Source organism: Salinicola sp. V024 (genome assembly GCF_052645315.1).
The window spans coordinates 27,589-51,564 of record NZ_JBQXYB010000011.1; the positions used below are offsets into that span (position 1 = coordinate 27,589).

Below are 23,976 nucleotides of genomic sequence, written 5' to 3' on the forward strand. Positions count from 1 at the left end.
ATTGTTTTGTAGACTATAATCGGGAGTCGAACGCGACGCTTCGGATCAGCGCGACGATGGAATCGCCCACTTCGAGTTGCATTTCGTCACAAGCCTGACGAGTGAGTCGGGCGCGAAGCCGCTGGCGGCCGAAAATCAGTCGGACTTCGTTGGCGCTGGGTTCTTGCGGCGATGGCTCTATCGCCTCGATGGTGGTGTCGAGACCATTGCGATAGCTGGTGCCCTGGGGCATGGCATGCGCCAGAGCCACATCACGGACGCCGACGCTGAGACGTATCGACGTGCCGGGAGGCTGGTCGACCGCGGGGATGCGTAGCGTCTGGCCGTCATCGAGTGTGACCCGTGTCAGCGAATAGCGGTGATCGTGATCGACGACTTTGGCGCTCAGCCGCGTGGTGGCATCGAAGCCGCCCAGCCGATCGGTGAGGTCGAGCCGCATCATCAGCTCGTCCAGTGGTCCATGAGCTGACAGCCGCCCCTGTTCGATCAGCGCGAGATGGTCGGCGATCGCGACGATTTCCGCGGTGTCGTGGCTGACGTAGAGCACGGGGATGTCGATCTCCCGGGTCAGCCGTACGAGATAACGCAGCAGTTCCTGCTTGCGCTCGCCATCCAGCCCGGTCAGGGGCTCGTCCATCAGCAACATTCGTGGCTGAGTCAGCAGGGCGCGACCGATGGCAACGCGACGGGCCTCGCCGCCGGACAGCGTCCCCGGTAAACGTTCCAGAAGTGATTCGATACCCAGCAGCGTCACGAGATCGTCGAAGCGCGAGCGAGCGGCCGGCGGCATGCCATAGGTCAGGTTGCCGCGAACGCGGTAGTGCGGAAACAGTCGCGCTTCCTGAAACACGATGCCCAGCTGGCGTCGATGAATCGGTACATGAATCTCCTGCTGGATATCGCTCAGCGTACGCTCGCCGAGCCGGACGTATCCGCCATCCGGGCGGTCGAGACCGGCAATCAATCGCAACAGACTGGTCTTGCCGCTGCCGGACTGGCCGAACAGCGCGGTCACCCCGCTGGCAGGCACGGCGAGCGAGACATCCAGATCGAAATCTCCCAAGCGCTTGTACACGCGGCAGGCCAGGGCGTTGCTGTCGTCGCTCGTACGGTCGGTGTGATGATGCGAAACATCGTTCATCGATCACGCTCCTCGAGACGCTGCCGGGCCCGGCGAGCCAGCCATTCCGACGCCATCAGTGAGAGCATGGCGATCACGATCGACAGCACGCACAGGCGCGCCGCGGCGGCTTCCTTGCCGGGTGTCTGGATCAACGTGTAGAGCGCTAACGGCAGGGTGCGCGTTTCACCGGGAATGTTCGAGGCAAAGGTGATGGTGGCGCCGAATTCCGACAGCGCCCGGGCGAACGCCAGCACCGTCCCGGTCAGCAGTCCCGGTATCGCCAGTGGCAGCGTGATCGTGAACAGTACGCGCCAGCGATTGGCGCCCAGCGTCCCGGCGGCCGCTTCCAGTTTGGGGTCGACCGCTTCGAGCGAGAGCCGCACGGCGCGAACCAGCAGCGGAAACGCCATCACGCCGCCGGCAATCGCGGCGCCCTGCCAGGTAAAGGGCAGCGACAGGCCGAAGCCTTGATAGAGCCACTGGCCCAGCCAGCCGTTGCGTCCCAACGATAGCAGCAGCAGATAGCCCACCACGACCGGCGGCAGCACCAGCGGCAGATGAAGCAGGCCGTCGAGCAGGGCCTTGCCGCGAAACTCGTGGCGCGCCAGTAGCCAGGCGACGGCGATGCCGGGAAGCAGAATCCAGCCGACCGCACTGCCAGCGATCTTCAGGCTGAGGGTAATGGCCTGCCATTCGGCATCGGAGAGCGCTATCGACTCGAATAACATCAGGATTGTGACTCAGTCGGCGTTCGCAGGGGTGAACCCGTAGCGGGAAAAGATCGAGAGCGCATCATCGCCGGCCAACCATTGCCGAAACGCTTGGGTCGCATCGCTCGGCTGCGGGTCGACCACGGCGAGGGGATAGGTGATCGGATCGTGACTGTCGTCGGGGAAAACGCCGACCTCCTTGACCCGGTCACTGGCTTTGGCGTCGGTTTCGTAGACGATACCCAGCGGCGCTTCGCTACGTTCGACCAGCGCCATGGCAGCGCGCACATTGTCGCCGTTGGCGAGGCGCGATTCCAGCGCATCCCATTCGCCGATCGACTGCAGCGCCTCCTTGGCGTAGATGCCGGCCGGCACATGACTGGTCTCGCCCACCGATAGGCGTTGGCCGTCTTCGAGCTGCGACGCGATCGAGGTGTCGCCGCCGGGCGTGAAGTCCGCGATGTCGCTTTGCGCCGGCGCGATCAACACCAGCCGGTTCCGGAGCAGGTCCACGCGCTCGCCGAGCGTTACGTGCTGGTCGTCGAGCCAGTCCATCCACTGTTCATTGGCGGAGATATAGATGTCGGCCGGCGCGCCGCTGGCGATCTGGCGCGCCAGCGTCGACGATGACGCGTAGACCGGGACGATATCGACGTCATGATCGGCTTCATAAGCGTCAATTGCGTCGTCCATGGCATTGGTCATCGAGGCAGCGGCATAGACCTGGACCTGTGCTCCAGAATCGCCGGCATGGGCCGCAACCGGGAGGAAAAAGAGTGCTGCCAGCCAGTGGCGCTGAATTCGATGAGCCGGAGAAGTCATGGGTTTCTCGCTATGTCTGAATGGAAATAACGGGAAATCACTATAGACGCCGGCGATGCATTGGTCGACAGAAAAAACGAGGGCTGGTTATCAGTCGGCGCCGTTTTCTTCGGCCGGAGGCCGGGGGGAGAGATGATTCAGCAGCGCTTCGCCGTGGCGATTGCAGGCCAGATCGGCCATTAGCCGGTGGTACTCCTCGATGAGCGCGTGGCCATGAGCGGTCAGCGTGGCGCCACCGCGCTGGGTACCGCCGGTGACGGTATCGATCACCGGCGCAGCGAGATGGCGATTCATGGTCTCGAGAAGCTGCCAGGCCTTCTTGTAGCTCAATCCCATTTCCCGGCACGCCGCGGCGATCGAGCCATGCCGCCCGATCGCCTCCAGCAGCTCGATCTTGCCGGGACCGATCACGATCTCCTTGTCGACGACCAGACGAAGTTGAAATCGCGGCGACGGGTGGTGCGTTCGGGTCATGGCGGCATCATGGTGGTGGCGAGGTCCTCATATTAACACGGGCTCGTTTTAACACAGACGCTCGCCTTGGGCCCATGGTTCACGCCGTCTGCGCGACTTCGCGGTAGGTGCCGAATCGCCAGCGCAGCCAGTCCACGATCACGAACAACGCCAGGCTGGCTCCCATTACCGGCAGCGCGTAGCCGCAGGCCAGCGCGATGAGAATGGTGCAGATCTGGGACCGTCGTCCCATGCGCCGGAAGAGCGCGGTCAGCGTCTGCGTGTCGCGGGAAGCCGTGGCTCGCCGACGCCACCACATCACGTAGCCCCAGCAGATCAGTGTCGCGAGGCTCGCAGCGAAGGCGACCAGCACCAACTGATTGGCCAGTCCGAACAGTACCCCCATGTGCAGATCGATCCCCCACCGGGTCAGCTTGGCGGCCAGCGGGAAGGTGGCAAAGTCGGTTCGATCGGTAACGGCAAAGGTCTGCGGGTCCAGTGCGACCTGATCGACCTGGGTCGGCCATTCCCGGCCGATCTCGCGAATCTGCCAGGCCTTCTGCGGCGAATCCGGCGGCACGATCTCGATCTTGTCGGCATCGATGCCGGCGGCTCTGGCTGCATGCAGGGCTTGGTCAAAGTCGTCCAGCGACAGTGCCGTTTCGTCGGTCATGTCCATCCCGGCGTGTTGCTTCGCGGCATGATGGGCGGCGTGAGGATCGGCGTTTTGCGCCGAGCCGGAATGCCCGGCCAGATCGGTGGAGACGCTGGGCGTGCCCCAGCCCCAGGCATGGCGCAGCTGCGCGATGTTACCGCCGGCCCACTGAGACCAGGTCAGTCCCGTGGCGGAGAAGAACAGCAGCCCGATCAGCGCGAAGGCCCCCAGGGTTGCATGACGCTGGCGCAAGCGCTGCGGTCCGTTCGCCTGCCGTACGGCGCGTCGTCTCTGCCACCACAGAAAGCCGCCACCCAGCGCGGCGATCCACAGCCAGGAGGCAGCTAGCTCGCTGTAGAGACGGCCGACATCGCCCAGCAGCAGGCTACGATGGAACTGATCGATGGTGGTGCGCAGCGGTAATACGCCGCTGGTCCCGTAGACCGGCATGTCGCCTCGGATCTCCAGCGTCACCGGGTCGACGAACAGCGCGCGATGTTCCGAAGCACCGTAGTCATCGCCGCCGAACATCACCCGTGTCGTCATCCCCGCTTCTGGTGCGGGCCGAACGGCCGCGGGCGGGGAAGCGATCCCGGCTTCGGGGGCTTGAGATGAGCCTCCGAGGGCGTGCTGGGCAGCCTCGATCTGGCGTGACAGTGGCTGCGCTTCGCCGCTGCTCTGCGTAGTCAGGGCGTCATGATAGAGCCAATTCTCGAGCTGCGGGGTCAGCGCGTAGGCAATGCCGGAGAGCGCGGCTACCAGCAGGAAAGGGCCGATGAAAAGGCCGACGTAAAAATGAAGGCGCATGATCAGTGCGACCCATGCGGAAGACGTGCGGCGATCGGCCGCCGGGGGAGCGGTGTCCATGGTGGAACTCCAAGCCTGAGCCAGTATGCAGCGCCAGGATGCCGAAGCATCGAGCGCGTACGGAACGTCGCCGGCCATGCATCCCACGAAACTGCAATCTCGAAGAATGCAGTCTCGGGGAATCCGGTCGCGAAGATTTCTATCTCGCGAGACGGCAGGCAGCGGCGATGAGAGACGAGTGGATTCAGGCTCGGGGCGGTGCTCGCGAGGCGTAGCGGGGGTAGACCGGTGCAGTGGACGGCGACGTTTCGATCGCCAGCAGTGGGCGAGCCGCTGGCGGCGGCGTCACCGGGGGCATCACTCGAGGTGGTTCGATCCCCGGGGCATGCAGGAAGAGCTCACAATAGCCGCACGCGGCCATGTCGAAGTGGTGGACGAACTGGGCATCACCGACTGCCCGGGGATGATCGTGGCCGTGAGACCCGGCATCGCCCTGGTGGGCCATCTCGGTCATGCCGCCGGTCGGCATCTCCATCAACCGCTGCATCTGGCTGATCAACGGCCCGGTGAACGCCATCAGCATGGCGAACAGCGCAAGCGCGGTCAGCGGGCGGTACCAGCGGTGCCAGAAATGCGTCATATCCGTTCCAGGACGCCATCGTCAGTCCGCGACTCTACCCGTTGGCGGTTTTGTCGCCAATCCTGTCTGGCCGGGTGTGGGGTTATGTCGCACCCTAAGTCGCACCCCAAGTTGCGCTCAAAGTGAAGTCCTGTCGGGCCGACACGGTCTCGACTTTCGCTCGCTCGTGCTCGAGCAGCCAGCGCTTTCTGTCGACGCCGCCGGCGTAACCGGTCAGCTTGCCGTTGCTGCCAATGACCCGGTGGCAGGGCACGATCAACGACAGCGGGTTGCGTCCGTTCGCGGCACCGACTGCCCGAACCGCGAGCGGCGCATCGACGGCGACGGCGATGTCGCGATAACTCCGCGTGTGGCCGAAAGGAATGGCTTGAAGCGCCTGCCAAACGCGAGTCTGGAACTCGGTGCCACGTGGTGCGAGAGGCAGATCGAAGGCGGTCAGCTCACCTCGGAAATACGCTTCGAGCTGCTCTGCGCAGCGCTCGGTAATGGCGTTGGGGTGCTCGGTGATATCGCTGCTTGCCGAAAATGCCAGCCAGGTCAGGCCGCGATCGGTTGCGCGTATCACGATGGGACCGAGCGGGATCGACGCCGGCGGATGATAGATCTGGACGTAGTCTTCATGGCGGGCCGGAAGGCGTGGATCATCGAGGGGCGAGAAATGTTTCATAGGATCTGATTCCACAGTTGCAGGGTGAGATAGCTGCGCCAGGGCGAGGCGGCAGCGGTGTCGATCGGCGACGGCACTGATGCATCCATGGCGGCGAGTGCGCGGCGCACGCCAACATCGCCGTCCAGCCAGACATCCGGATCGCCGTTGCCGCGAAAGGCGACCACGTTGGCCGTCCAGGGCCCGATGCCCTTGAGCGAGAGCCAATGATGAGGATCATCCCCGATCTCCCCGCTGGCGTAGGCAGTTGCCAACCGGCGAACGGTGTCGCGGCGACTGCCGGGCAACTTGAGAAAACTCAGATCGCTTTTGGCAATGGTCTCGGCGGTGGGAAAGCGTCGGTGGCCATGGCCGTCGACTTCACCCAACCGATCGACCAATTGCTGGATCAGCCGGTTGGCGGCGGCGATCGAAATCTGCTGCCCCAGGACGGCGCGGATACCGGCCTCGAACACGTGCCATGCGCCCGGCAGACGCAGGCCCTCGGCCAGTGCCATCCCGGGGACCGACTGCCGCAGATGATCTTCGATGGTGCGGGTGTCGGCATCCAGATCTAGCATGCGGCGGATCTGGCGAACGATTGCGTTGAGATCGCCTAGCTCGCTGAGCTCTAGCGTCACGTCGAACTGATGGTGCTCGGGATCGTGTACGGCCTCGAAGTGACCGGTCGTCGTGCCGTAGCGGATCGTGCGGCCGAACGAGCCTTTGCCTACCCATTCCAGACCTTCGATGAGATGAAGCGCGTAGAAATGGCGTAGCCGTTCCCACTCATAAGGCGGGCGGTAGGCCAGTTTCAGGTTGAGTGCGGCACCGGGTTGGCTACGACGGCGTCGGATAGCGGAAGGCGTCAGCGACATCTGGCGTTTGAAGGCGTCGTTGAAGCGGCGCAGGCTGGCGAACCCGCTGGCATGGGCGATATCGGCTACCGGCAGGGTCGTTTCGTGAAGCAGTTTCTTGGCGAACAGACACTGGCGGTAGAGGGAGTAGGCCTTGGGCGATACGCCGAAACGCTGTTGAAAAAGCTGGCGCAGATAGCGCTCACCGATCCCCAGCCTCTCGCAGAGCGTGGTGATATTGCCGCTCTGCAGCGCGCCGTCGTCGATCAGGCTTGTGGCTCGCGTCAGCGTGGTTCTGGTGCCCATCCATGCGGGAGAATCCGGGGCGCTGTCCGGTCGGCAGCGTAGACACGGCCTGAAACCTGCGCTGGACGCTGCCACCGCCGACTCGAAGTAGCGCACGTGGCGTTCCTGTGGGAGCGTTGCCGGGCAGATGGGACGACAGAAGATCCCGGTGCTGCTGACGGCAATGAAGAAGTGACCGTCGAAGCGGGCGTCGCGGGCCAGGCGTGCACTTCGGCATTGTCGGGGATCGAGCATGGCGTGCGTCCTGATCATCGTCTCGGAGCCATTGTAACGCCTGACCACGGATTGGCTGGCCGGATCCGGCACTCAATGATACTCCCATCCGCGAAGCGAATTCGCTAAGCTGGCGGGACGTGAAAAGTTGTATTTTATGGGCCGAAATGAGGGAACTCGATGAAATCCGTATCGGTAGGCGGGCTATCCGTAGCCAATGATTCGCCGTTTACTCTGTTCGGCGGTGTCAACGTGCTCGAGGATCTGGACAGCACGTTGAAGGCCTGCGAAGCCTTCGTCGAAGTGACGCGAAAACTCGGCATTCCCTTTGTCTTCAAGGCCTCTTTCGACAAGGCCAATCGGTCCTCGATTCACTCCTTCCGGGGCGTCGGGATCGATGAAGGGATGAAGATATTTGAGGCGGTCAAGCGCGAATTCGACGTGCCGGTGATCACCGACGTGCACGAGATAGAACAGGCACAGGCGGTCGCCGATGTCGCGGACGTGATTCAGTTACCGGCGTTCCTGGCCCGCCAGACCGATCTGGTGGTTGCCATGGCCAGGACGGGCAAGCCGATCAATATAAAGAAGCCGCAGTTCTTGAGCCCGGGCCAGGTCAAGAACATCGTTGCCAAGTGCGCCGAAGCCGGTAACGAGCAGGTAATCCTGTGCGAGCGCGGCAGCTGCTTCGGTTACGACAATCTCGTCGTCGACATGCTGGGTTTCCGGGAAATGATGGACGTCAGCGGCAACGCGCCGGTGATCTTCGACGTGACGCACAGTCTTCAGCGCCGCGACCCGACCAGTGAAGCGTCGGGCGGTCGACGTCGGCAGGTTCTGGAACTCGCGCGTGCCGGAATGGCCGTGGGCATCGCCGGACTTTTCCTGGAGGCGCATCCCGACCCCGACAATGCGCGTTGCGATGGCCCTAGCGCATTGCCGCTGGACAAGCTCGAGCCGTTCTTGGCTCAGGTCAAGGCGGTCGATGATCTGGTCAAGAGTCTGTCCCCGCTAGAGATCAAGTGATGACAAGCCGAGATCGAGTGATGGCGCGCCCGGATCGTCGTGATCGTGTCGAGCTGGTGCTGTTCGACGTCGATGGGGTGCTGACGGATGGCACGCTGTTGATCGGGCCGGAAGGGGAAGCGCTCAAGCCGTTCAACGTCCGCGACGGCGTCGCAGTCGGCCTGCTGCGCCATCACGGTATCAAGAGCGGTGTACTGTCGGCCAAATCGAGTCGACCCTTGATCACCCGAGCGACACAGCTGGGCATGGACGTGATCAAGATCGGTTTCAGCCACAAGCTCGAGGCCATTCGTCAGATTGCCGAGGAGCAGGGCATTGCTGCGGATCGTATCGCTTTCGCGGGTGACGACATCATCGATATTCCGGTGATGCGGGAAGTCGCCGCGGCCTACGCGCCGGCCGATGCGCATCCTCTGGTTCTTGCCGCAGCCGACCACGTGATGAAAACCAACGGCGGCCGTGGCGTCGCCCGCGAGATTGCCGAGGACCTGCTGCTCGCGCGGGGGCTGGATCTGGCCGACATGTACGCGCACATGCTGGATGACGGTCACGGTCTGCATGGCATCGTTCAGTAGTGCGCACGGTTGGTGGTCAGTAGTGCGAGGGTCTGGCAGTGAGAGGGCGTGAAGCCGTCGTCAGCCGGCGTCGTCTCCTGACGGCGGACTCTCAGAAACCGAAGAGATGAACCATGGCCGGCAGCACGAAGGCCGTTACCAGGCCGGACAAGCCCATTGCCAATCCCGAAAAGGCGCCGGCCACGGCGCCTATGGAGGCGAAACAGTAGGCCGTGCCGAAGCCGTGGGCTGCCAGCCCCATCGAGTAGCCTTGGATGGTGGGATCCGTGATCCGGGTCAGTCGGAAAATCCACGGCCCGACGATGCACCCCACCACGCCGGTCAGCAGCACCAGCCCGGCCGTCAACGAAGGAATCCCTCCGATTTTCTCGGCAATCCCCATCGCAATCGGAGACGTGACCGATTTGGGTGCCAGCGACAGCACCGTTTCGGGCTCGGCCCCCAGAACCATGGCGATGCCGACGGCAGAAATCACTGCGGTCACCACGCCGGCCAGGGTGCCGATAACGATGGGCCATAGCATGCGACGCACGCGTTCGCGATGATCGTAGAGCGGAATGGCCAGTGCAACGGTTGCCGGGCCGAGTAGAAAGTGCAGAAACTGAGCGCCGTCGAAATAAGTGGCGTAGTCCGTGTCGGTCAGAAGCAGGAATCCGATCAACAGGGCGATGGCCACGATGACCGGATGCAGAAGCGGAGTTCCGCCCGCCCAGCGGTTGATCCTGGTGGCCACGATGAAAGCCAGCAGGGTGGCGAATAGATGCAACAGAGGACTGGCGGACAGGTAGACCCAGACCTGTGCAAGGCCCAAACCGCTCATGTCTTGCCTTCCCGAGAGGGTTTGGTTCTGCTGGCGATACGCTGCAGAATCTGGCTGGTCACCAGAAGGGTCACCGATGTCGATACGATCAGCGTGATGATCAGAATCCCGAATTCCCGGCTGATCAGACCGAAATGCTGGATGAGCCCTACGCCGGCGGGGACGAACAGCAGCGTCAAATACTTGAGCAACCCTTCGCCCGGCATCCGCAGGCTGGCGGGAACGCTGCCTCGTATCATCAGACCGATCAGCAGAATCAGCATGCCCAGAACCGGTCCGGGAACGGGGAGCGCGAGGGCGCGGCTGATGATCTCGCCGAGAAACTGGCAGCCGAGCAGAATGCTCATCCCGATGATCAGTGCCATGGCAGTATCCTTAGACTTTGGTCTTAGCGCTGATGGATTGTACCTGCGGCTCCAGCAGGAGACGAGGCTCGGGGCAAATCATCAAAGCGATAGGGAAGCCGTATCCGGATCGACCGGGCGCGGAACCGCATGCCTTCGCAAGCAATTGAAAAAAAAGCCTTAAGAAGCGCTTTCCATTTCTCGGGGTGCAAGGTAGTATACGCAGCGTTTCGCAGGGACCGAACTTCGGCGACTGATCGAAACCGGAGCGTGGCGCAGCTTGGTAGCGCGCTGCAATGGGGTTGCAGAGGTCGCAGGTTCGAATCCTGTCGCTCCGACCAAATATGAAAATGGCCATCAGACATTGTTTGATGGCCATTTTTTTTGTGTCGACTTTTCAGTCGCTTTCGATAGGGATGCTAGGCCGCAGGTCGTGGATCGATCCGAATCATAGCCAGAGCAGTTCGATCAGGCCCATCCCGATCAACGTGACCAGTACCGTGCCCACGATATTCAACAGGAACCCGGCTCGAATCATCGATTGGATCTTCATGTGTCCGGTGGCGAAGACGATGGCGTTGGGGGGTGTGGCTACCGGCATCATGAATGCACAGCTGGCGGCGATGGCGGCCGGCACGGTAATCAGCAATGGATCGACGCCCAGCGACATGGCCAGTGCGCCGAGCAGCGGCAGGAAGGCAGCGGCCGTTGCGGTGTTGGATGTCAGTTCGGTCAGGAAGATGATCACCAGTACCACGATCCCGATCAGCAGCAACAACGGTAGCGCACCAAACACGCTCAGCTGATTGGCGATCCAGTCGGCGAGCCCGGAGCCGCTGATGGTGCTGGCGAGAGCGAGGCCGCCACCGAACAGCAGCAGGATTCCCCAGGGCAGGTCCCTGGCGTCTTCCCACAGCAACAGCGGACGATGGCGCTCATTGCCGCTGGGGATCAGGAAAAGTGCGACACCGGCCAGCAGAGCGATAGAGGTATCGGAAAGCCATTCGACGCCCCAGTCGTTGAGTAGCGGACGAGTTACCCAGGCCAGGGCCGCCAGCAGAAAGACGATGCCGACACGGGCTTCCGCGGCGCTGAGCTTGCCCAGTTTAGCCAGCTCATCGCCGATGACATTGCCGCTGCCGTCGTCGAGCTTCAACTTGAAGCCGCCGCGGGTTAGCCACCACCAGGCGACAACCATCATCGCGATGCTGACCGGCAGCCCGACGATCATCCATTGCGCGAAGCCCAGTTCGATATTCTGTTCGCTCGACAGGTAACCCGCGAGAATGGCGTTGGGCGGCGTACCGATCAGCGTGGCGATACCCCCGATGCTGGCGGAGTAGGCGATGGCCAGCAGCAGGGCGGTGGCGTAGCGTTTGACCTCGCCGGAATCCGCGCTGGCGAACAGGGAAACCACCGACATGCCGATCGGCAGCATCATGATGGCGGTCGCGGTGTTGGAAACCCACATGCTGATGAAGCCCGTCGCCAGCATGAAACCGGCAATTTGTTGCTTGGGCTTCTGGCCGACGACGTTGAGAATGCGCAGCGCGATACGGCGATGCAGATTCCAGCGCTGCATGGCGATCCCCAGCAGGAAGCCGCCCAGGAACAGGAAAATCGTGGGGTTGGCGTAGCTGGCGGCAGTACCCTTGAGCTCGGCGATGCCGAGCGCGGGTGCCAGCGGAATGGGAAGTAGCGAGGTCGCCGGGATCGGTATGGCCTCGGTCGCCCACCAGGTCGCCAGCAATAGCGCCAGTCCGACGCAGTGCCAGGCGGCGGGTTCCATGCCGGCTGGTGCCGGCAAGACCTGTGTCAGGATAATCCAGATCGGACCGAGAACGAGGCCGATGCGCGCGGCCATCGACGGGGCGCTTGGCACTTGATCTGTAGCTTCCGCCATCAGGTGAATTCCTTTTCGGGTGGCTTGAGTCGTGTCTATTCTACTTAAGATGTAGGCGCCCTGATGGTGTCGTGTCTTAGCCTTTGGTCTAATCGATAAGGCGGCCGCACATTCTCCGATCTGGCGGTACCTTGCATTCCTGCGTTGGAGCTGTCTTCGCTATGGTCATGGTTCGTGGATCAACGTTCACGGATTAGGTGGCAGAAGCATAAATAGGTGAGCTATTCGAGATGCTGTTACCCTTTTGGTCTCGAACCTTTGACCGCGGTCAAACATTTTCCCTTATAAGGTGGCGTTGACTGTCATGTCGTTTCCCTACGTAGCCGGATTCGCGATTCTCGCCGTTGTGATCATCGCCGCGCTCTCGATCTATGCCTGGCGGCTGTGGAGCGAGGTGAAGCGCCGGCGAGCGCTTCGAGCCGCTGAAATCGATCGTGCTAATCAGAACTGCATCGACAGTCTGGACGCGTTGTCGCAAGCGATGACGGAGCGTCAGGTGGATTTGGTGGAAGGGGCGTTACGGTGCAAGGTACTGCTCGATATCATCGATAATCGCCTCGTCGACCGCGAAGCCTGGCGGGTGCTCGGTGAAGTGCAAGACGAGGCCGAACATCTGCATACCCATCAGGCCCGCCGCGAGCTGTCTCCGCGTGAACGCCACCGCGAGGATCGCCAGCGAGAAGAAATGGCTCAGCGCCACGAGCATCGACTGCATCTCGCAGCGATCGAGCTTCGGCAATTTTGTCGAGAGTGGAAAGGACGCAGCGGGTCTGCCGTTATTCATTGAAAATCGCTTCCGGCATCCGAGAAGAATGGGTTCATGGATCTGGGGGACAGGAGCTATCTCGCCACGGAAATGCGGTGTTCGGAATGCGGAGGCATAAAGAAAAAGTGCAAAGTTTTCGCTAATCCGCTTTGCCAATCTGGGAAATGGTGCTAAAACAGAACAGTGTTTCCCGACACCGGTTTGCATCTCGGGTTGGAATCGATAATGCTGTTGCGGAGCTGCAAAGGAAAGAGGCAAGGGGCATTGACCGCCGTTCATAGCGGTGTTGATGACGCCAGCCAAAGTTTTCTTTGTTATCAGGAGGGAGGGACCCCTTCCTCTTGGCGAATTCGGCTTCTATACTCGAAGCCGCTGGGTAACGCCCGTTACGACTAGCGCTGTGTTAAGAAGGAGTCTTACATGAAAAAATCAACGACTGGCCTGCTACTGGGTTCTGCTCTGGTAGTCGGTCTTTCTGGTTGTGCCAGTTCCGGTATGGAATCTACTGGTAGCTCGTCCGACCAGGCTTGGTACCAGTCTCCGTTCGTCTGCGGCATTGCCGGCGGTCTGATCGGTGGCGGTGTCGGTTATGCTACTAGCGGCGAATCCGACGAAGATACCGGTGCTGCAGTTGGCGGCGTTGCTGGTGCAACTGCCGGCGCTCTGCTGTGTGCCGATTACTCTTCGGACGTCATGGACAGCGACGGCGACGGCGTGCCGGACGATCGTGACCAGTGCCCGAACACACCGGCTGGCGTAGCAGTTGACGCTGTTGGCTGCCCGCTCGACACCGACGGTGACGGCGTGCCGGATTACATGGACGAATGTCCGGGAACCCCGGCTGGCGTTGAAGTCAACGCTCAGGGCTGCCCGCTGGACTCCGATGGTGACGGCGTGCCGGACTATCAGGACCAGTGCCCTAACACCCCGGCCGGTGCCGAAGTCAACTCCTTGGGTTGTGAAGAAGATGTCGTCCTTCGCGACGTCAACTTCGAATTCGACTCCGCCAAGCTGACTTCCAGCGCAGAATCCATTCTGGATGGCATTTCCGACAAGCTGATGACCAACGACAAGCTGCGCATCCGCGTTGAAGGCTACACTGACTCCGTCGGTTCAGCAGCCTACAACAAGGATCTGTCACAGCGTCGTGCCGACTCCGTGAAATCCTACCTGGTTAACAAAGGATTCTCCGGCGACAACATCAAGACCACGGGTCATGGTGAAGAGCAGCCGATCGCCAGCAACAACACTGCTGAAGGTCGTGCTCAGAACCGTCGCGTCGAACTGGGTGAGTGGAAGTAAGCTTTCCACTACACGTAGTTGGTGTGATGATGAGGGCGCCTTCGGGCGCCCTTATTATTGGGTAAAAGAAAACTGGGTTGGCAAGAGAAGGTAGTGCTGAAAATCGGCGTCTTTGCCAGCGATGGTGAAGGCGTTTTCTCGTTGCTAATCTACGTTTTCGCGATTATTGCCATATCACGCGAAACCGCATCTTTCGAGCAACAGTGGGTTCGCCCGTATGCGAACCGGCGACAAGTGGTCCTTCTGCTTCATAAACGAGTTCATGTGATCCTTGGTGTGGACCACCACTGAACGTAAGGAATGTTTCATGCCTATTGTGACACTGCCTGACGGCAGTCAGAGAACTTTCGAAGAACCCGTGACGGTCATGCAGTTGGCCGAGTCCATCGGCCCTGGTCTTGCCAAGGCGTGTATTGCCGGCAAGATCGACGGGGTCGAAGTCGATGCTGCCGATATCATCGATCGCGATGCCGAAGTGGCTATCCTGACCGCCAGAGACGACGAAGGCGTGGCGATCATTCGCCACTCCTGTGCGCACCTGCTGGGGCACGCCATCAAGCAGCTGTATCCGGATGCCAAGATGGCGATTGGTCCGGTGATCGACGATGGTTTCTACTACGACGTCGACTTCGAAACCTCTCTCTCCTCCGAGGATCTGGAAGCGATCGAGGCGCGGATGAAGTCGCTGATCGATCAGGAGTACGAGGTCGTTCGGGAGTACGTGGGTCGATCGCAAGCGTTGGCTACCTTCGCGTCAAGAAACGAGCCTTACAAGCAGGAAATCGTCGAGAGCATTCCGGAAGGCGAGACGATTCGTCTCTATCACCATCAGGAATATATCGACATGTGTCGCGGCCCACACGTGCCGAACACGCGCCATCTGAAAGCCTTCAAGCTGACCAAGCTGGCAGGCGCCTACTGGCGTGGAGATGCCTCGAAGCCGATGCTGACCCGGATTTACGGCACGGCCTGGGGTGACAAGAAGGCGCTGAAAGCCTACTTGCTGCGCCTCGAAGAAGCGGAAAAACGCGACCATCGCAAGCTGGCTCGTCGCTTCGATTTCTTCCATATGCAGGAAGAAGCCCCGGGGATGGTGTTCTGGCATCCTCGCGGATGGACTCTCTGGCAGGCCGTCGAGCAGTACATGCGTGGCGTCTACAAGCGTAGTGGCTACCAGGAAATAAAATGTCCCCAGATCATGGATGTGTCGCTGTGGAAGAAATCCGGACACTGGGACAATTACGCCGACAACATGTTCTTCACCGAATCGGAAAAGCGTGAATACGCGCTCAAGCCGATGAACTGTCCGGGCCATGTCCAGGTATTCAATTCCGGTCTGCGAAGCTACCGCGAGCTGCCGATTCGTTACGGCGAGTTCGGCGGCTGCCATCGAAACGAGCCTTCGGGCGCATTACACGGTATCATGCGCGTTCGGGCCTTCACGCAGGATGATGGTCATGTTTTCTGTACCGAGAGCCAGATCGAGCCCGAAGTCACGGCGTTTCATCGTCAGGCGCTGAAGGTCTACGGCGATTTCGGATTCGAGGACATCGCCGTCAAGATTGCCCTCCGGCCGGAAAAGCGTCTCGGAAGCGATGAAACGTGGGACCGTGCCGAAGAGGCGTTGCGAGCCGCCTTGGGCAACTGCGACGTCGAGTGGCAGGAACTGCCCGGCGAAGGCGCGTTCTACGGCCCGAAGATCGAGTATCACATGAAAGACTGCCTCGGTCGCGAGTGGCAGGTCGGTACCATGCAGGTCGACTTCATGATGCCCAGTCGTCTGGGCGCGCAGTACGTCGCCGAGGACGGTTCTCGTCAGGTGCCGGTCATGCTGCACCGGGCGATCGTCGGCTCGATGGAGCGGTTCATCGGTATTTTGATCGAGCATTACGCAGGGGCCTTGCCTTTGTGGCTCTCTCCGGTCCAGGCTGTCGTGCTCAATATCACGGATGCACAGCGTGATTATGCCGAAAATCTTGCCAAACGCTTGCGTGAAGCCGGTTTTCGGGTCGAGTCGGACTTGAGGAATGAGAAGATCGGCTTTAAAATCCGCGAGCATACGCTGCAGAAGATTCCTTATCTGCTGGTTGTTGGTGATAAGGAAGTCGAATCGGGTGCCGTTGCATTACGTACCCGGTCCGGTGAGGATCTAGGATCTGTGACTGTCGATGCGCTGTTAGCGCAGCTTCAGCAGGCCAATCAGCCGGAGCAGCAACGTTAATCGCCAAATGGAGATCTAACGATCAAGCGTAATAATCAGCGCGGGCGCCCTCAGGAAAAGCGCGCGCCCATTAATGACCGTATTCATGCAGACGAAGTTCGCCTGATCGACGCCGAGGGTGAGCAGCTGGGAGTCGTTCCCATGCAGGAGGCGCTTCAGCGCGCCGAGGAAGCCGGAATGGATCTCGTCCAGATTTCCAATGCCGATCCTATCGTCTGTAAGATCATGGATTACGGCAAGTTCCTCTTCGAGCAGAAGAAGCAGAAGTCGGCTCAGAAGAAGAAGACCAAACAGATCCAGGTCAAGGAAGTCAAATTCCGTCCTGGTACGGACGAGGGTGACTATCAGGTGAAGCTCAAGAACCTGATACGTTTCCTCGAAGGTGGCGACAAGGGTAAGGTCACGCTGCGTTTCCGCGGTCGCGAAATGGCACACCAGGACATCGGTCGTCGACTGATGGAACGGATTGCCGCCGACCTGGAAGAGCTGGCCGCTGTCGAATCCTTCCCCAAGATGGAAGGCCGACAGATGATCATGATTCTTGCGCCCAAGAAGAAGTGATCCGCGGGCAAGTCGAACGGGAGACGGCGAGCGAATGGCGCCCGCCGTTTCCGGCCTCGGGTTTTCTAAAAAAAGCGGAGTGGAGTTTTTCCCATGCCGAAAATCAAGAGTAACAGTGGCGCTGCCAAGCGCTTCAAGAAGACTGGTAACGGCTTCAAGCACAAACAGTCTTTTCGTAGTCACATCCTGACCAAGAAGTCCACCAAGCGTAAGCGTCAGCTGCGTGGCATGAAGCAGGTACACGCTGCCGACAAGCAGCTCGTAACTCGCATGCTGCCCAATCTGTAACACTTGGTAGTCAGTCTTTAACGTCAGGAGAAAACTATGTCTCGCGTCAAGCGTGGTGTCGTCGCACGTCGTCGTCACAAGAAGATCATGAAGCAGGCCAAGGGTTACTATGGAGCGCGTTCGCGTGTCTTCCGCGTAGCCAAACAGGCCGTCATCAAAGCCGGTCAGTATGCGTATCGCGACCGCCGCCAACGGAAACGCCAGTTCCGCGCTCTGTGGATCACGCGTATCAATGCGGCGGCCCGCATCAATGGCATGTCCTACAGCCGTTTCGTGGCAGGTCTGAAAAAGGCCGGCATCGAAATCGACCGTAAGGTGCTGGCTGATTTGGCCGTTCACGAGAAAGCGACCTTTACGGCGCTTGTCGAGAAAGCCAAAGCTGCATAAGCGAGTCAAGTTCACCTTACGGGTGACGAGTCGCATGACCGATCCAGGGGAAGAGCAGCTGCTCTTCCCCTGTTTTTTTAGCGTAGGTTTTATATCGTATCGCCGCGTCGTTCGTGACCGACGGCGCTGCGCCATGAATCACAAGCGGAGCTCGACGGATGGATCATCTTCCTGCCCTGGTCAACGAGGCGAGAGCGGCCATTGCCGCCGCTGAAGACGCCCAGGTACTCGATCAGGTGCGTGTTCGCTTTCTGGGCAAGAAAGGCGAGATTACAGCGCTACTCAAAGGGCTAGGGCAGCTGTCTGCGGAGGAGCGCCCTGCCGCCGGGGAACGGATCAACGAAGCCAAACAGGCCCTGCAGCGTGAGCTCGAACAGCGCAGGCAGATCATCGAGCAAGCCGCGATGCAGAGTCGGCTCGAGGCCGAGCGCATCGATGTGACCCTACCGGGGCGAGGCCAGGTCAACGGTGGCCTGCATCCCGTGACGCGGACGCTGGAACGGATCGAGTCGCTATTTCAGCACATCGGTTTCGAGGTCGCCGTCGGGCCGGAAATCGAGGATGATTTCCACAATTTCGAAGCGCTCAATATTCCCGCGCATCACCCGGCCCGCGGGATGGCGGATACCTTCTACTTCGATGCCACGCGGCTGCTGCGTACCCATACCTCGCCCGTGCAGGTGCGCACCATGCAGTCCCAGGAACCGCCGATTCGTATCGTCTGTCCCGGGCGCGTCTATCGCAGTGATTCCGATCTGACTCACACGCCGATGTTTCATCAGGTGGAGGGTCTGCTGGTCGATGAAGGGGTCAGCTTCGCCGATCTCAAGGGCACCATTGCGGATTTCCTGCAGGCGTTTTTCGAGCGCGACGATCTGAATGTGCGCTTCCGGCCCTCCTATTTCCCTTTCACCGAACCTTCGGCCGAGGTCGATATCCAGTGCGTGATGTGCCAGGGCAACGGCTGCCGAGTGTGCTCGCACAGTGGCTGGCTGGAAGTGATGGGCTGCGGCATGGTTCATCCTGAGGTATTTCGCCATTCGGGGATCGATGGCGAACGTTATACCGGCTTCGCTTTCGGCATGGGGGCGGAGCGGCTGGCGATGCTGCGCTATGGCGTCAACGACCTGCGCCTGTTCTTCGATAACGATCTGCGTTTTCTGAGTCAGTTCAACTGATGTCCTCGCCCAGTCAAGGAGTATTCCGATGAAGTTTTCCGAAGCGTGGCTGCGCGAGTGGGTGTCACCGGCTCTCGACACCCAGGCGCTGGCCGATGCCATCACCATGGCGGGCCTGGAAGTCGACGCGGTCGAGCCCGTTGGTGCCATCTTCGAGGGCGTGGTCGTGGCAACGGTCATCGCCAAGGCGCCGCATCCCGACGCCGACAAGCTCAATGTCTGTCAGGTGGATGATGGATCCGGCGACCCGGTGCAGGTGGTCTGCGGCGCGCCCAACGTCGATACCGGTCAGAAAGTCCCGTTCGCGCGGGTCGGCGCGGTGCTGCCCGACAATTTCAAGATCAAGCAAGCCAAGCTCCGCGGCGTCGAATCCCGAGGCATGATCTGCTCGGCCTCCGAACTCGGTCTGGAAGAAGGGCGTTCCGAGGGTATTTACGTGCTGCCGGCGGATGCGCCTGTGGGAAAAGACTTCCGGGCCTGGCTACAACTGGATGATCACACCATCGAGGTCGATCTGACGCCCAACCGCGGGGATTGCCTCAGCCTGCGTGGCATGGCGCGTGAGGTCGGTTGCGTGACGGGGACCAAGGTGAACGAGCCGGGCATTGCGACGGTCGTGGCCCGCAACAACGCGCAGTTTCCGGTCGTTGTGAGCGATGGAGAACGTTGCCCGCGCTATCTGGGCCGGGTCGTTCGCGACGTGGACATCACGGCGAGTACGCCGCTGTGGATGTGCGAGCGTCTCCGCCGTAGCGGTATTCGCAGTATCGATCCGGCAGTTGATGTCACCAACTACGTCATGCTCGAGCTGGGGCAGCCGATGCACGCTTTCGATCTCGACGCCCTGAACGGCGGGATCGAGGTTCGTCGGGCGCGATCGGACGAGCGGCTGACGCTGCTGGACGGACAGGAGGTGGTGCTGGACGGGGACACACTCGTCATCGCCGACCATGATCGTGCGCTGGCGATCGCCGGGGTGATGGGGGGTGAGGCAACCGGGATCAGTGGCGAAACGCGCAACCTGTTTCTGGAAGCCGCCTACTTTTCACCGCTCGCCGTCGCTGGCAAGGCACGCGAGTTCGGGTTGCACACGGACGCGTCGCACCGCTTCGAGCGCGGCGTGGACCCGGATATCACGCGCCCTGCAATGGAGCGCGCCACCGAGCTGCTGACCGCCATCGTTGGCGGGTCGCCGGGCCCGATCACCGAAGTCAGGCAGCCGGCGCATCTTCCTCGTCGTCCGGATGTCGAGCTGCGTCGAGAGCGGCTGTCGGCCTGTCTCGGGACTCGTCTGCCCGATGAAGACATCCAGCGAATTTTCCGATCCCTGGGGATGACGAGTTCTGCGCCGGGGCAAAGCTGGCACGTCCAGATTCCGAGCTGGCGTTTCGATATTTCGGTCGAAGAAGACCTGATCGAGGAAGTCGCGCGTATCCATGGCTATAACCGGTTGCCGGTGCGCCGGCCTCAGGCGCGGCTGAGCCTGACGGCGGACGACGAGGCGTCCCAGCCGCTTCGCCGTCTGCGCCGCCATATGGTCTCGCGCGGCTACCAGGAGGCGGTGACCTACAGTTTCGTGTCGCCGGAGCTGCAGGCGTTGATCACGCCGGGCGCACTGTCTCCGACGCTGGCCAACCCGATTTCCAGCGACATGTCGGTCATGCGACATAGCCTCTTTCCGGGGTTGATCAAGGCACTGATACACAACCTCAATCGTCAGCAGCAGCGCGTGCGACTGTTCGAGACCGGGTTGGTCTTCCAGGGCGAGCTGGACGCGCTGGTGCAGACCTCGATGTTCGGCGGCCTGATCTGCGGTTCGCGGGAAGTGGAAGGCTGGTCTTCTTCCCGCGACGGTGTCGATTTCTTCGATCTCAAGGGCGATCTCGAGAGCCTGATCGCGCTGAGCGGCGAGGCAGATGCGTGGAGCTTCATCGAGGAAACGCATCCTGCCCTTCATCCGGGGCGGTCGGCACGCCTTTATCGCCAGGGTAAAGCCGTGGGCTGGCTGGGAGCACTGCACCCGGCCGTTCGCGCGGAGCTCGGCATCAAACCCGAAGTCTATCTGTTCGAAGTGGAGCAGGAGGCATTGACCCGCGGCGTGATTCCGCGCTTCACACCGCTATCGCGATTCCCGGAAGTGCGTCGGGATCTGGCCTTCGTGGTCAGCGATGACGTGGGCGTCGCGCCACTGCTGGACGCCATCCGCGCCCGGGCCGGAGAATGGCTCACGCAGTGGCAGTTGTTCGATGTCTACCAGGGAAAAGGGGTCGAGGAGGGCTTCAAGAGCATTGCCTTGGGCTTGACCTGGCAGCATCCTTCGCGCACTCTCAATGATGAGGAAATCAATCAGTTAATCGCAGGCGTGGTCGAAGTGGCACAAACTCGTTTCGGGGCCACACTGCGAAGTTGATCCGTCATCCTGCGCGAAGGGAGCGATCATGGGAGCGCTGACGAAAGCTGAGCTTGCGGAGCATCTTCACACCGAACTCGGGTTCTCCAAACGGGAAGCCAAGTACATGGTGGAAACGTTCTTCGAAGAGATTCGCGGCTGTCTGCGCGAGAACGAACAGGTGAAACTATCCGGTTTCGGTAATTTCGACCTGCGCGACAAGCGGGAACGGCCCGGGCGCAATCCCAAGACCGGCGAGGAGATTCCGATCTCCGCCAGACGGGTCGTGACTTTTCGGCCCGGGCAGAAGCTCAAGGCCAAGGTCGAGAGTTTCGACGGCGAGTTGCAGGAAGACTGAGCCGTTCTCGTGATCGCCATGACAGCCCGCCAGCGAATCGCTGGCGGGCTGTCATGCTTTGGACTTTGCCCCGTGAGCCCGCCTGAGGTCTATGCTAAGCTCCCGCGCAAATCAATTGCTGACAGAGTGTTATGCCCAAGCTAAAGATTATCGTCGGTACCGTCTACGGGGGTGCGCTCGACGTGGCGGAACAGGTTTCCCCGGTGTTCGAACAGGCGGGTTACGACGTTGTCATCATCGAGCAGCCGTCGGTGAACGACCTGATCGACGAGCCGCCGGATCTGGCGCTGTTCTGCGTGTCGACCACCGGGAGCGGTGATTTCCCGGGCGACTTCGTGCCGTTCGTTCGTCAACTCAAGTCCCAGCCGCCCAGCCTCGCATCGCTTCGCTACGGTTTGATCGCGCTCGGCGACAGCTCGTATGGGGATACGTTCTGCGGTTCCGGCCGGGCGCTGGACGAGATTCTGGCGGATCTGGGCGCGCAGCGTCTGGGGGAGCGGCTCGAGATCGACGCCATGGAAACTTTCATGGCGGACGATGCCGCACTCCCGTGGGTCAAATCATGGATCGAATCCCAGGGGCTGAGGACGTGAATGAGTCGCGCGGGCCTTCGCGCATGCCTTTGACCCGAACGCTGACCGCCACGCGCTGGAGCACGCTGCTGGGTCTGGGTTTGGTCATGCTGCTGTCACTGCCGCGCTACTGGTTCCTGCACGACACTCCCCGGCTGACGCTTCTGCTGATTCTGGCGGCCGCAATCGTTGTCGCGCTGATCGGATTCTGGCGGGTAATGGGGCCGGAGGCGCGCAGTCGTTGCCCTGGAGCGATCAAACATCTCGCTACCTGTCTGCTGGGCGGGATAGTGCTGATAATGGTCTGGCGCTGGTTCGATACGGCCGCCGATCATTGGGCGGTCGTCTTGTCCCAAGGCGCAGCGCTGGGTTTGCTGCTGCATGTGGTGGCTCGGATCTGGCGTCGTCGCTGAAGCCGTTACCACTGACCTGGTAGCGCGGGCGGGATAGATTGACGCCGAGTCGAGAGCACTTCGATCGGGCATCAGCGCCTTGCGAGCTCGAGCACAAACGAGCTCGAGGATAGACGAAGACGGCGGGCCTCGATGGCCCGCCGTCTTCGTTTCTAGGTTTCTAGGTTTCTATTTTTTCGTTTCTTTGCTTATTGGCGTCTGGCATCCGTGACCTGCGATCGAGTGGGTGCCAACGGCGGCCGGCGGTACGACGTCAGCCAAGGGTGTAGCAGGGAACGTAATCGCTGCCCGGTAGTTTCATCCGGCCCTGGGCCACGAATGAGGTCAGCAGTGTATCCAGCCTAGTCATCAACTCCGGCTCCGCATGCAACCGGAAGGGGCCGCGAGCCGCGATGGCGCGCAAGCCGGGTTCCTTGACGTTGCCAGCGACGATGCCCGAGAAGGCCCGTCGGAGATTGGCGGCGAGCTCATGATTGGGCTGGTCGTGATGTAACGCCAGCGCGGACATCGCCTCGTGCGTCGGTTCGAAGGGCTGCTGGAAACCGGCGGCGATGTTGAGACGCCAGTTGAAGTAGAACGCGTCATTCTTTTCGCGCCGAAACTCCGCCACTTCCTGGATGCCGTCGCGCATCAGGCGCGCAACGCTGACCGGATCGTCGACCACGATGCGATAGTGGCGGCGAACTTCCTCGCCCAGCGTATAGCGCAGGAACTCGTCGATGCGCTGGAAATAGTCGTGGGCGCTCTCCGGGCCGGTGAAGATGACCGGAAAGGGGATATCCCGGTTGTCCGGGTGCATCAGAATGCCGAGCAGATAGAGGATCTCTTCCGCTGTCCCCACGCCGCCGGGAAACACCACGATACCATGGCCGATCCGCACGAACGCCTCCAGGCGCTTCTCGATGTCCGGCATGATGACCAGTTCGTTGACGATCGGATTGGGGGATTCGGCGGCGATGATGCCCGGCTCGGAAATTCCCAGATATCGACTGCCCTTGCGCCGCTGCTTGGCGTGGGCGAGGTTGGCGCCTTTCATGGGTCCTTTCATGGCGCCGGGACCGCACCCGGTGCAGATATCCAGCCCGCGCAGCCCCATGTGATAACCCACCGCCTTGGTGTAGTCATACTCTTCGCGGGTGATCGAATGGCCGCCCCAGCACACCACCAGGCTCGGCTCCTGTGAGGTGCGCAGCGTGCTGGCGTTGCGAAGGATATGGAATACCGCGTTGGTGGCGCCTTCGTTGGTCCGCAGATCGAACCTGGGGTTGTTCTGGATCTCGTTGTAGACGTAGACGATGTCGCGCAGCACCGCGGACAGCTGTTCGCGTACGCCACGAATCATGTGTCCATCGACGAACGCGCAGGCCGGAGCGTTGGAAAGCTTGAGCCGGATGCCGCGATCCTGTTGCAGGACTTCGATATCGAAATCCTTGTACGCTTCCATGACCGCCAGGCCATCGTCGGTCGGGGTGTCGCAATTGAGAACGGCCAGCGCACAGCGCCTGACCAGATCGTGAAGACCGCTCGTCGACGTATCTCTCAGCCGGTTGACTTCGGACTGGGACAGGACCTCGAGACTCCCCTCGGGGGAGACGATGGTTGATAGCGTCTCAGGCATGGACGGCATCCTTGTGGCAATGA

At 61.1% G+C, this 23,976-nt stretch carries 25 protein-coding genes and 1 tRNA gene; 14 read left to right on the forward strand and 12 right to left on the reverse strand.

Going from position 1 to position 23,976, the window contains the following annotated elements:
• Positions 1-13 precede the first annotated feature (13 nt).
• The 8 genes from modC to ACUN9V_RS15065 all read right to left on the reverse strand — a co-directional run bounded on the left by modC (position 14) and on the right by ACUN9V_RS15065 (position 7,253).
• A complete protein-coding gene (gene modC, locus ACUN9V_RS15030) occupies positions 14-1,141 on the reverse strand; it encodes a molybdenum ABC transporter ATP-binding protein (protein ID WP_445511997.1) in 1,128 nt (375 codons plus the stop codon).
• The gene (gene modB / locus ACUN9V_RS15035) at positions 1,138-1,851 is read right to left on the reverse strand and encodes a molybdate ABC transporter permease subunit (protein ID WP_110691745.1); all 714 of its coding nucleotides are present in this window, start codon (positions 1,849-1,851) and stop codon (positions 1,138-1,140) included. The genes modC and modB overlap by 4 nt, the downstream gene beginning before the upstream one ends.
• A gap of 12 nt (positions 1,852-1,863) precedes the next feature.
• The gene (gene modA, locus ACUN9V_RS15040) at positions 1,864-2,655 is read right to left on the reverse strand and encodes a molybdate ABC transporter substrate-binding protein (protein ID WP_445511998.1); all 792 of its coding nucleotides are present in this window, start codon (positions 2,653-2,655) and stop codon (positions 1,864-1,866) included.
• A 90-nt stretch (positions 2,656-2,745) separates the two neighbouring features.
• Positions 2,746-3,129, reverse strand: coding sequence for a winged helix-turn-helix domain-containing protein (locus tag ACUN9V_RS15045; RefSeq protein ID WP_110691747.1), 384 nt, complete (start codon positions 3,127-3,129; stop codon positions 2,746-2,748).
• Positions 3,130-3,208: 79 nt separating this feature from the next.
• Positions 3,209-4,630 (reverse strand): PepSY-associated TM helix domain-containing protein, encoded by a 1,422-nt coding sequence (locus ACUN9V_RS15050; protein ID WP_445511999.1) that lies wholly within the window; start codon positions 4,628-4,630, stop codon positions 3,209-3,211.
• 184 nt (positions 4,631-4,814) lie between these two features.
• On the reverse strand, positions 4,815-5,210 hold the full coding sequence (locus tag ACUN9V_RS15055) for a DUF2946 domain-containing protein (protein ID WP_075563784.1): 396 nt from the start codon (positions 5,208-5,210) through the stop codon (positions 4,815-4,817).
• Between the two features lie 94 nt (positions 5,211-5,304).
• Complete coding sequence (locus ACUN9V_RS15060) at positions 5,305-5,877, reverse strand: methylated-DNA--[protein]-cysteine S-methyltransferase (protein ID WP_445512000.1); 573 nt, start codon at positions 5,875-5,877, stop codon at positions 5,305-5,307.
• On the reverse strand, positions 5,874-7,253 hold the full coding sequence (locus ACUN9V_RS15065) for a DNA-3-methyladenine glycosylase 2 family protein (protein WP_445512001.1): 1,380 nt from the start codon (positions 7,251-7,253) through the stop codon (positions 5,874-5,876). The genes ACUN9V_RS15060 and ACUN9V_RS15065 overlap by 4 nt, the downstream gene beginning before the upstream one ends.
• Positions 7,254-7,412: 159 nt before the next feature.
• Here ACUN9V_RS15065 and kdsA point away from each other — a divergent pair, with 159 nt between their 5' ends.
• Together kdsA and ACUN9V_RS15075 are read left to right on the forward strand one after the other, a co-directional pair.
• The gene (kdsA, locus tag ACUN9V_RS15070; RefSeq protein ID WP_110691750.1) at positions 7,413-8,258 is read left to right on the forward strand and encodes a 3-deoxy-8-phosphooctulonate synthase; all 846 of its coding nucleotides are present in this window, start codon (positions 7,413-7,415) and stop codon (positions 8,256-8,258) included.
• Complete coding sequence (locus tag ACUN9V_RS15075) at positions 8,258-8,833, forward strand: KdsC family phosphatase (protein ID WP_210403272.1); 576 nt, start codon at positions 8,258-8,260, stop codon at positions 8,831-8,833. The genes kdsA and ACUN9V_RS15075 overlap by 1 nt, the downstream gene beginning before the upstream one ends.
• A gap of 91 nt (positions 8,834-8,924) precedes the next feature.
• On the opposite strand, the gene ACUN9V_RS15080 is transcribed toward ACUN9V_RS15075, so the two are convergent.
• Together ACUN9V_RS15080 and ACUN9V_RS15085 are read right to left on the reverse strand one after the other, a co-directional pair.
• Positions 8,925-9,653: an LrgB family protein gene (locus tag ACUN9V_RS15080; protein ID WP_445512002.1), complete on the reverse strand. Its 729-nt coding sequence runs from the start codon at positions 9,651-9,653 to the stop codon at positions 8,925-8,927.
• The gene (locus tag ACUN9V_RS15085) at positions 9,650-10,018 is read right to left on the reverse strand and encodes a CidA/LrgA family protein (RefSeq protein ID WP_445512003.1); all 369 of its coding nucleotides are present in this window, start codon (positions 10,016-10,018) and stop codon (positions 9,650-9,652) included. Before ACUN9V_RS15085 ends, ACUN9V_RS15080 begins: the two co-directional genes overlap by 4 nt.
• Before the next feature lie 243 nt (positions 10,019-10,261).
• On the opposite strand from ACUN9V_RS15085, the gene ACUN9V_RS15090 reads away from it, so the two are divergent.
• Positions 10,262-10,338: transfer RNA gene (locus ACUN9V_RS15090), tRNA-Pro, on the forward strand.
• Positions 10,339-10,445: 107 nt separating this feature from the next.
• On the opposite strand, the gene ACUN9V_RS15095 is transcribed toward ACUN9V_RS15090, so the two are convergent.
• Entirely contained in the window at positions 10,446-11,900 is a 1,455-nt protein-coding gene (locus tag ACUN9V_RS15095; protein WP_439282904.1) for an SLC13 family permease, read from the reverse strand.
• Between the two features lie 304 nt (positions 11,901-12,204).
• Between ACUN9V_RS15095 and ACUN9V_RS15100 the strand changes: the two genes are divergently transcribed.
• From ACUN9V_RS15100 to ACUN9V_RS15150, 11 genes are all read left to right on the forward strand, one after another.
• A complete protein-coding gene (locus tag ACUN9V_RS15100; protein ID WP_439282906.1) occupies positions 12,205-12,687 on the forward strand; it encodes a DUF2489 domain-containing protein in 483 nt (160 codons plus the stop codon).
• Positions 12,688-13,086: 399 nt separating this feature from the next.
• Complete coding sequence (locus tag ACUN9V_RS15105) at positions 13,087-13,968, forward strand: OmpA family protein (protein ID WP_439282908.1); 882 nt, start codon at positions 13,087-13,089, stop codon at positions 13,966-13,968.
• A 307-nt stretch (positions 13,969-14,275) separates the two neighbouring features.
• Positions 14,276-16,189, forward strand: coding sequence for a threonine--tRNA ligase (gene thrS / locus ACUN9V_RS15110; RefSeq protein WP_445512004.1), 1,914 nt, complete (start codon positions 14,276-14,278; stop codon positions 16,187-16,189).
• A 21-nt stretch (positions 16,190-16,210) separates the two neighbouring features.
• Positions 16,211-16,750 carry a translation initiation factor IF-3 gene (gene infC, locus ACUN9V_RS15115; protein ID WP_075563794.1) on the forward strand — a complete coding sequence of 180 codons (540 nt, stop codon included), beginning with the start codon at positions 16,211-16,213 and terminating at the stop codon, positions 16,748-16,750.
• Positions 16,751-16,843: 93 nt separating this feature from the next.
• Positions 16,844-17,038: a 50S ribosomal protein L35 gene (gene rpmI, locus ACUN9V_RS15120; protein ID WP_071230088.1), complete on the forward strand. Its 195-nt coding sequence runs from the start codon at positions 16,844-16,846 to the stop codon at positions 17,036-17,038.
• A gap of 36 nt (positions 17,039-17,074) precedes the next feature.
• A complete protein-coding gene (gene rplT, locus ACUN9V_RS15125) occupies positions 17,075-17,425 on the forward strand; it encodes a 50S ribosomal protein L20 (RefSeq protein ID WP_075563795.1) in 351 nt (116 codons plus the stop codon).
• A gap of 158 nt (positions 17,426-17,583) precedes the next feature.
• Complete coding sequence (gene pheS / locus ACUN9V_RS15130; RefSeq protein WP_445512005.1) at positions 17,584-18,603, forward strand: phenylalanine--tRNA ligase subunit alpha; 1,020 nt, start codon at positions 17,584-17,586, stop codon at positions 18,601-18,603.
• Positions 18,604-18,631: 28 nt separating this feature from the next.
• A complete protein-coding gene (gene pheT, locus ACUN9V_RS15135) occupies positions 18,632-21,013 on the forward strand; it encodes a phenylalanine--tRNA ligase subunit beta (RefSeq protein WP_445512006.1) in 2,382 nt (793 codons plus the stop codon).
• A gap of 28 nt (positions 21,014-21,041) precedes the next feature.
• Positions 21,042-21,350, forward strand: coding sequence for an integration host factor subunit alpha (gene ihfA / locus ACUN9V_RS15140; protein ID WP_075563798.1), 309 nt, complete (start codon positions 21,042-21,044; stop codon positions 21,348-21,350).
• A gap of 131 nt (positions 21,351-21,481) precedes the next feature.
• The gene (locus tag ACUN9V_RS15145) at positions 21,482-21,943 is read left to right on the forward strand and encodes a flavodoxin domain-containing protein (protein WP_445512007.1); all 462 of its coding nucleotides are present in this window, start codon (positions 21,482-21,484) and stop codon (positions 21,941-21,943) included.
• A gap of 23 nt (positions 21,944-21,966) precedes the next feature.
• On the forward strand, positions 21,967-22,335 hold the full coding sequence (locus tag ACUN9V_RS15150) for a hypothetical protein (RefSeq protein ID WP_075563800.1): 369 nt from the start codon (positions 21,967-21,969) through the stop codon (positions 22,333-22,335).
• A gap of 253 nt (positions 22,336-22,588) precedes the next feature.
• Here the strand turns inward: ACUN9V_RS15150 and ppnN are convergent, their stop codons facing one another.
• Complete coding sequence (gene ppnN, locus ACUN9V_RS15155; RefSeq protein WP_439282918.1) at positions 22,589-23,953, reverse strand: nucleotide 5'-monophosphate nucleosidase PpnN; 1,365 nt, start codon at positions 23,951-23,953, stop codon at positions 22,589-22,591.
• Positions 23,954-23,976: the final 23 nt, after the last annotated feature.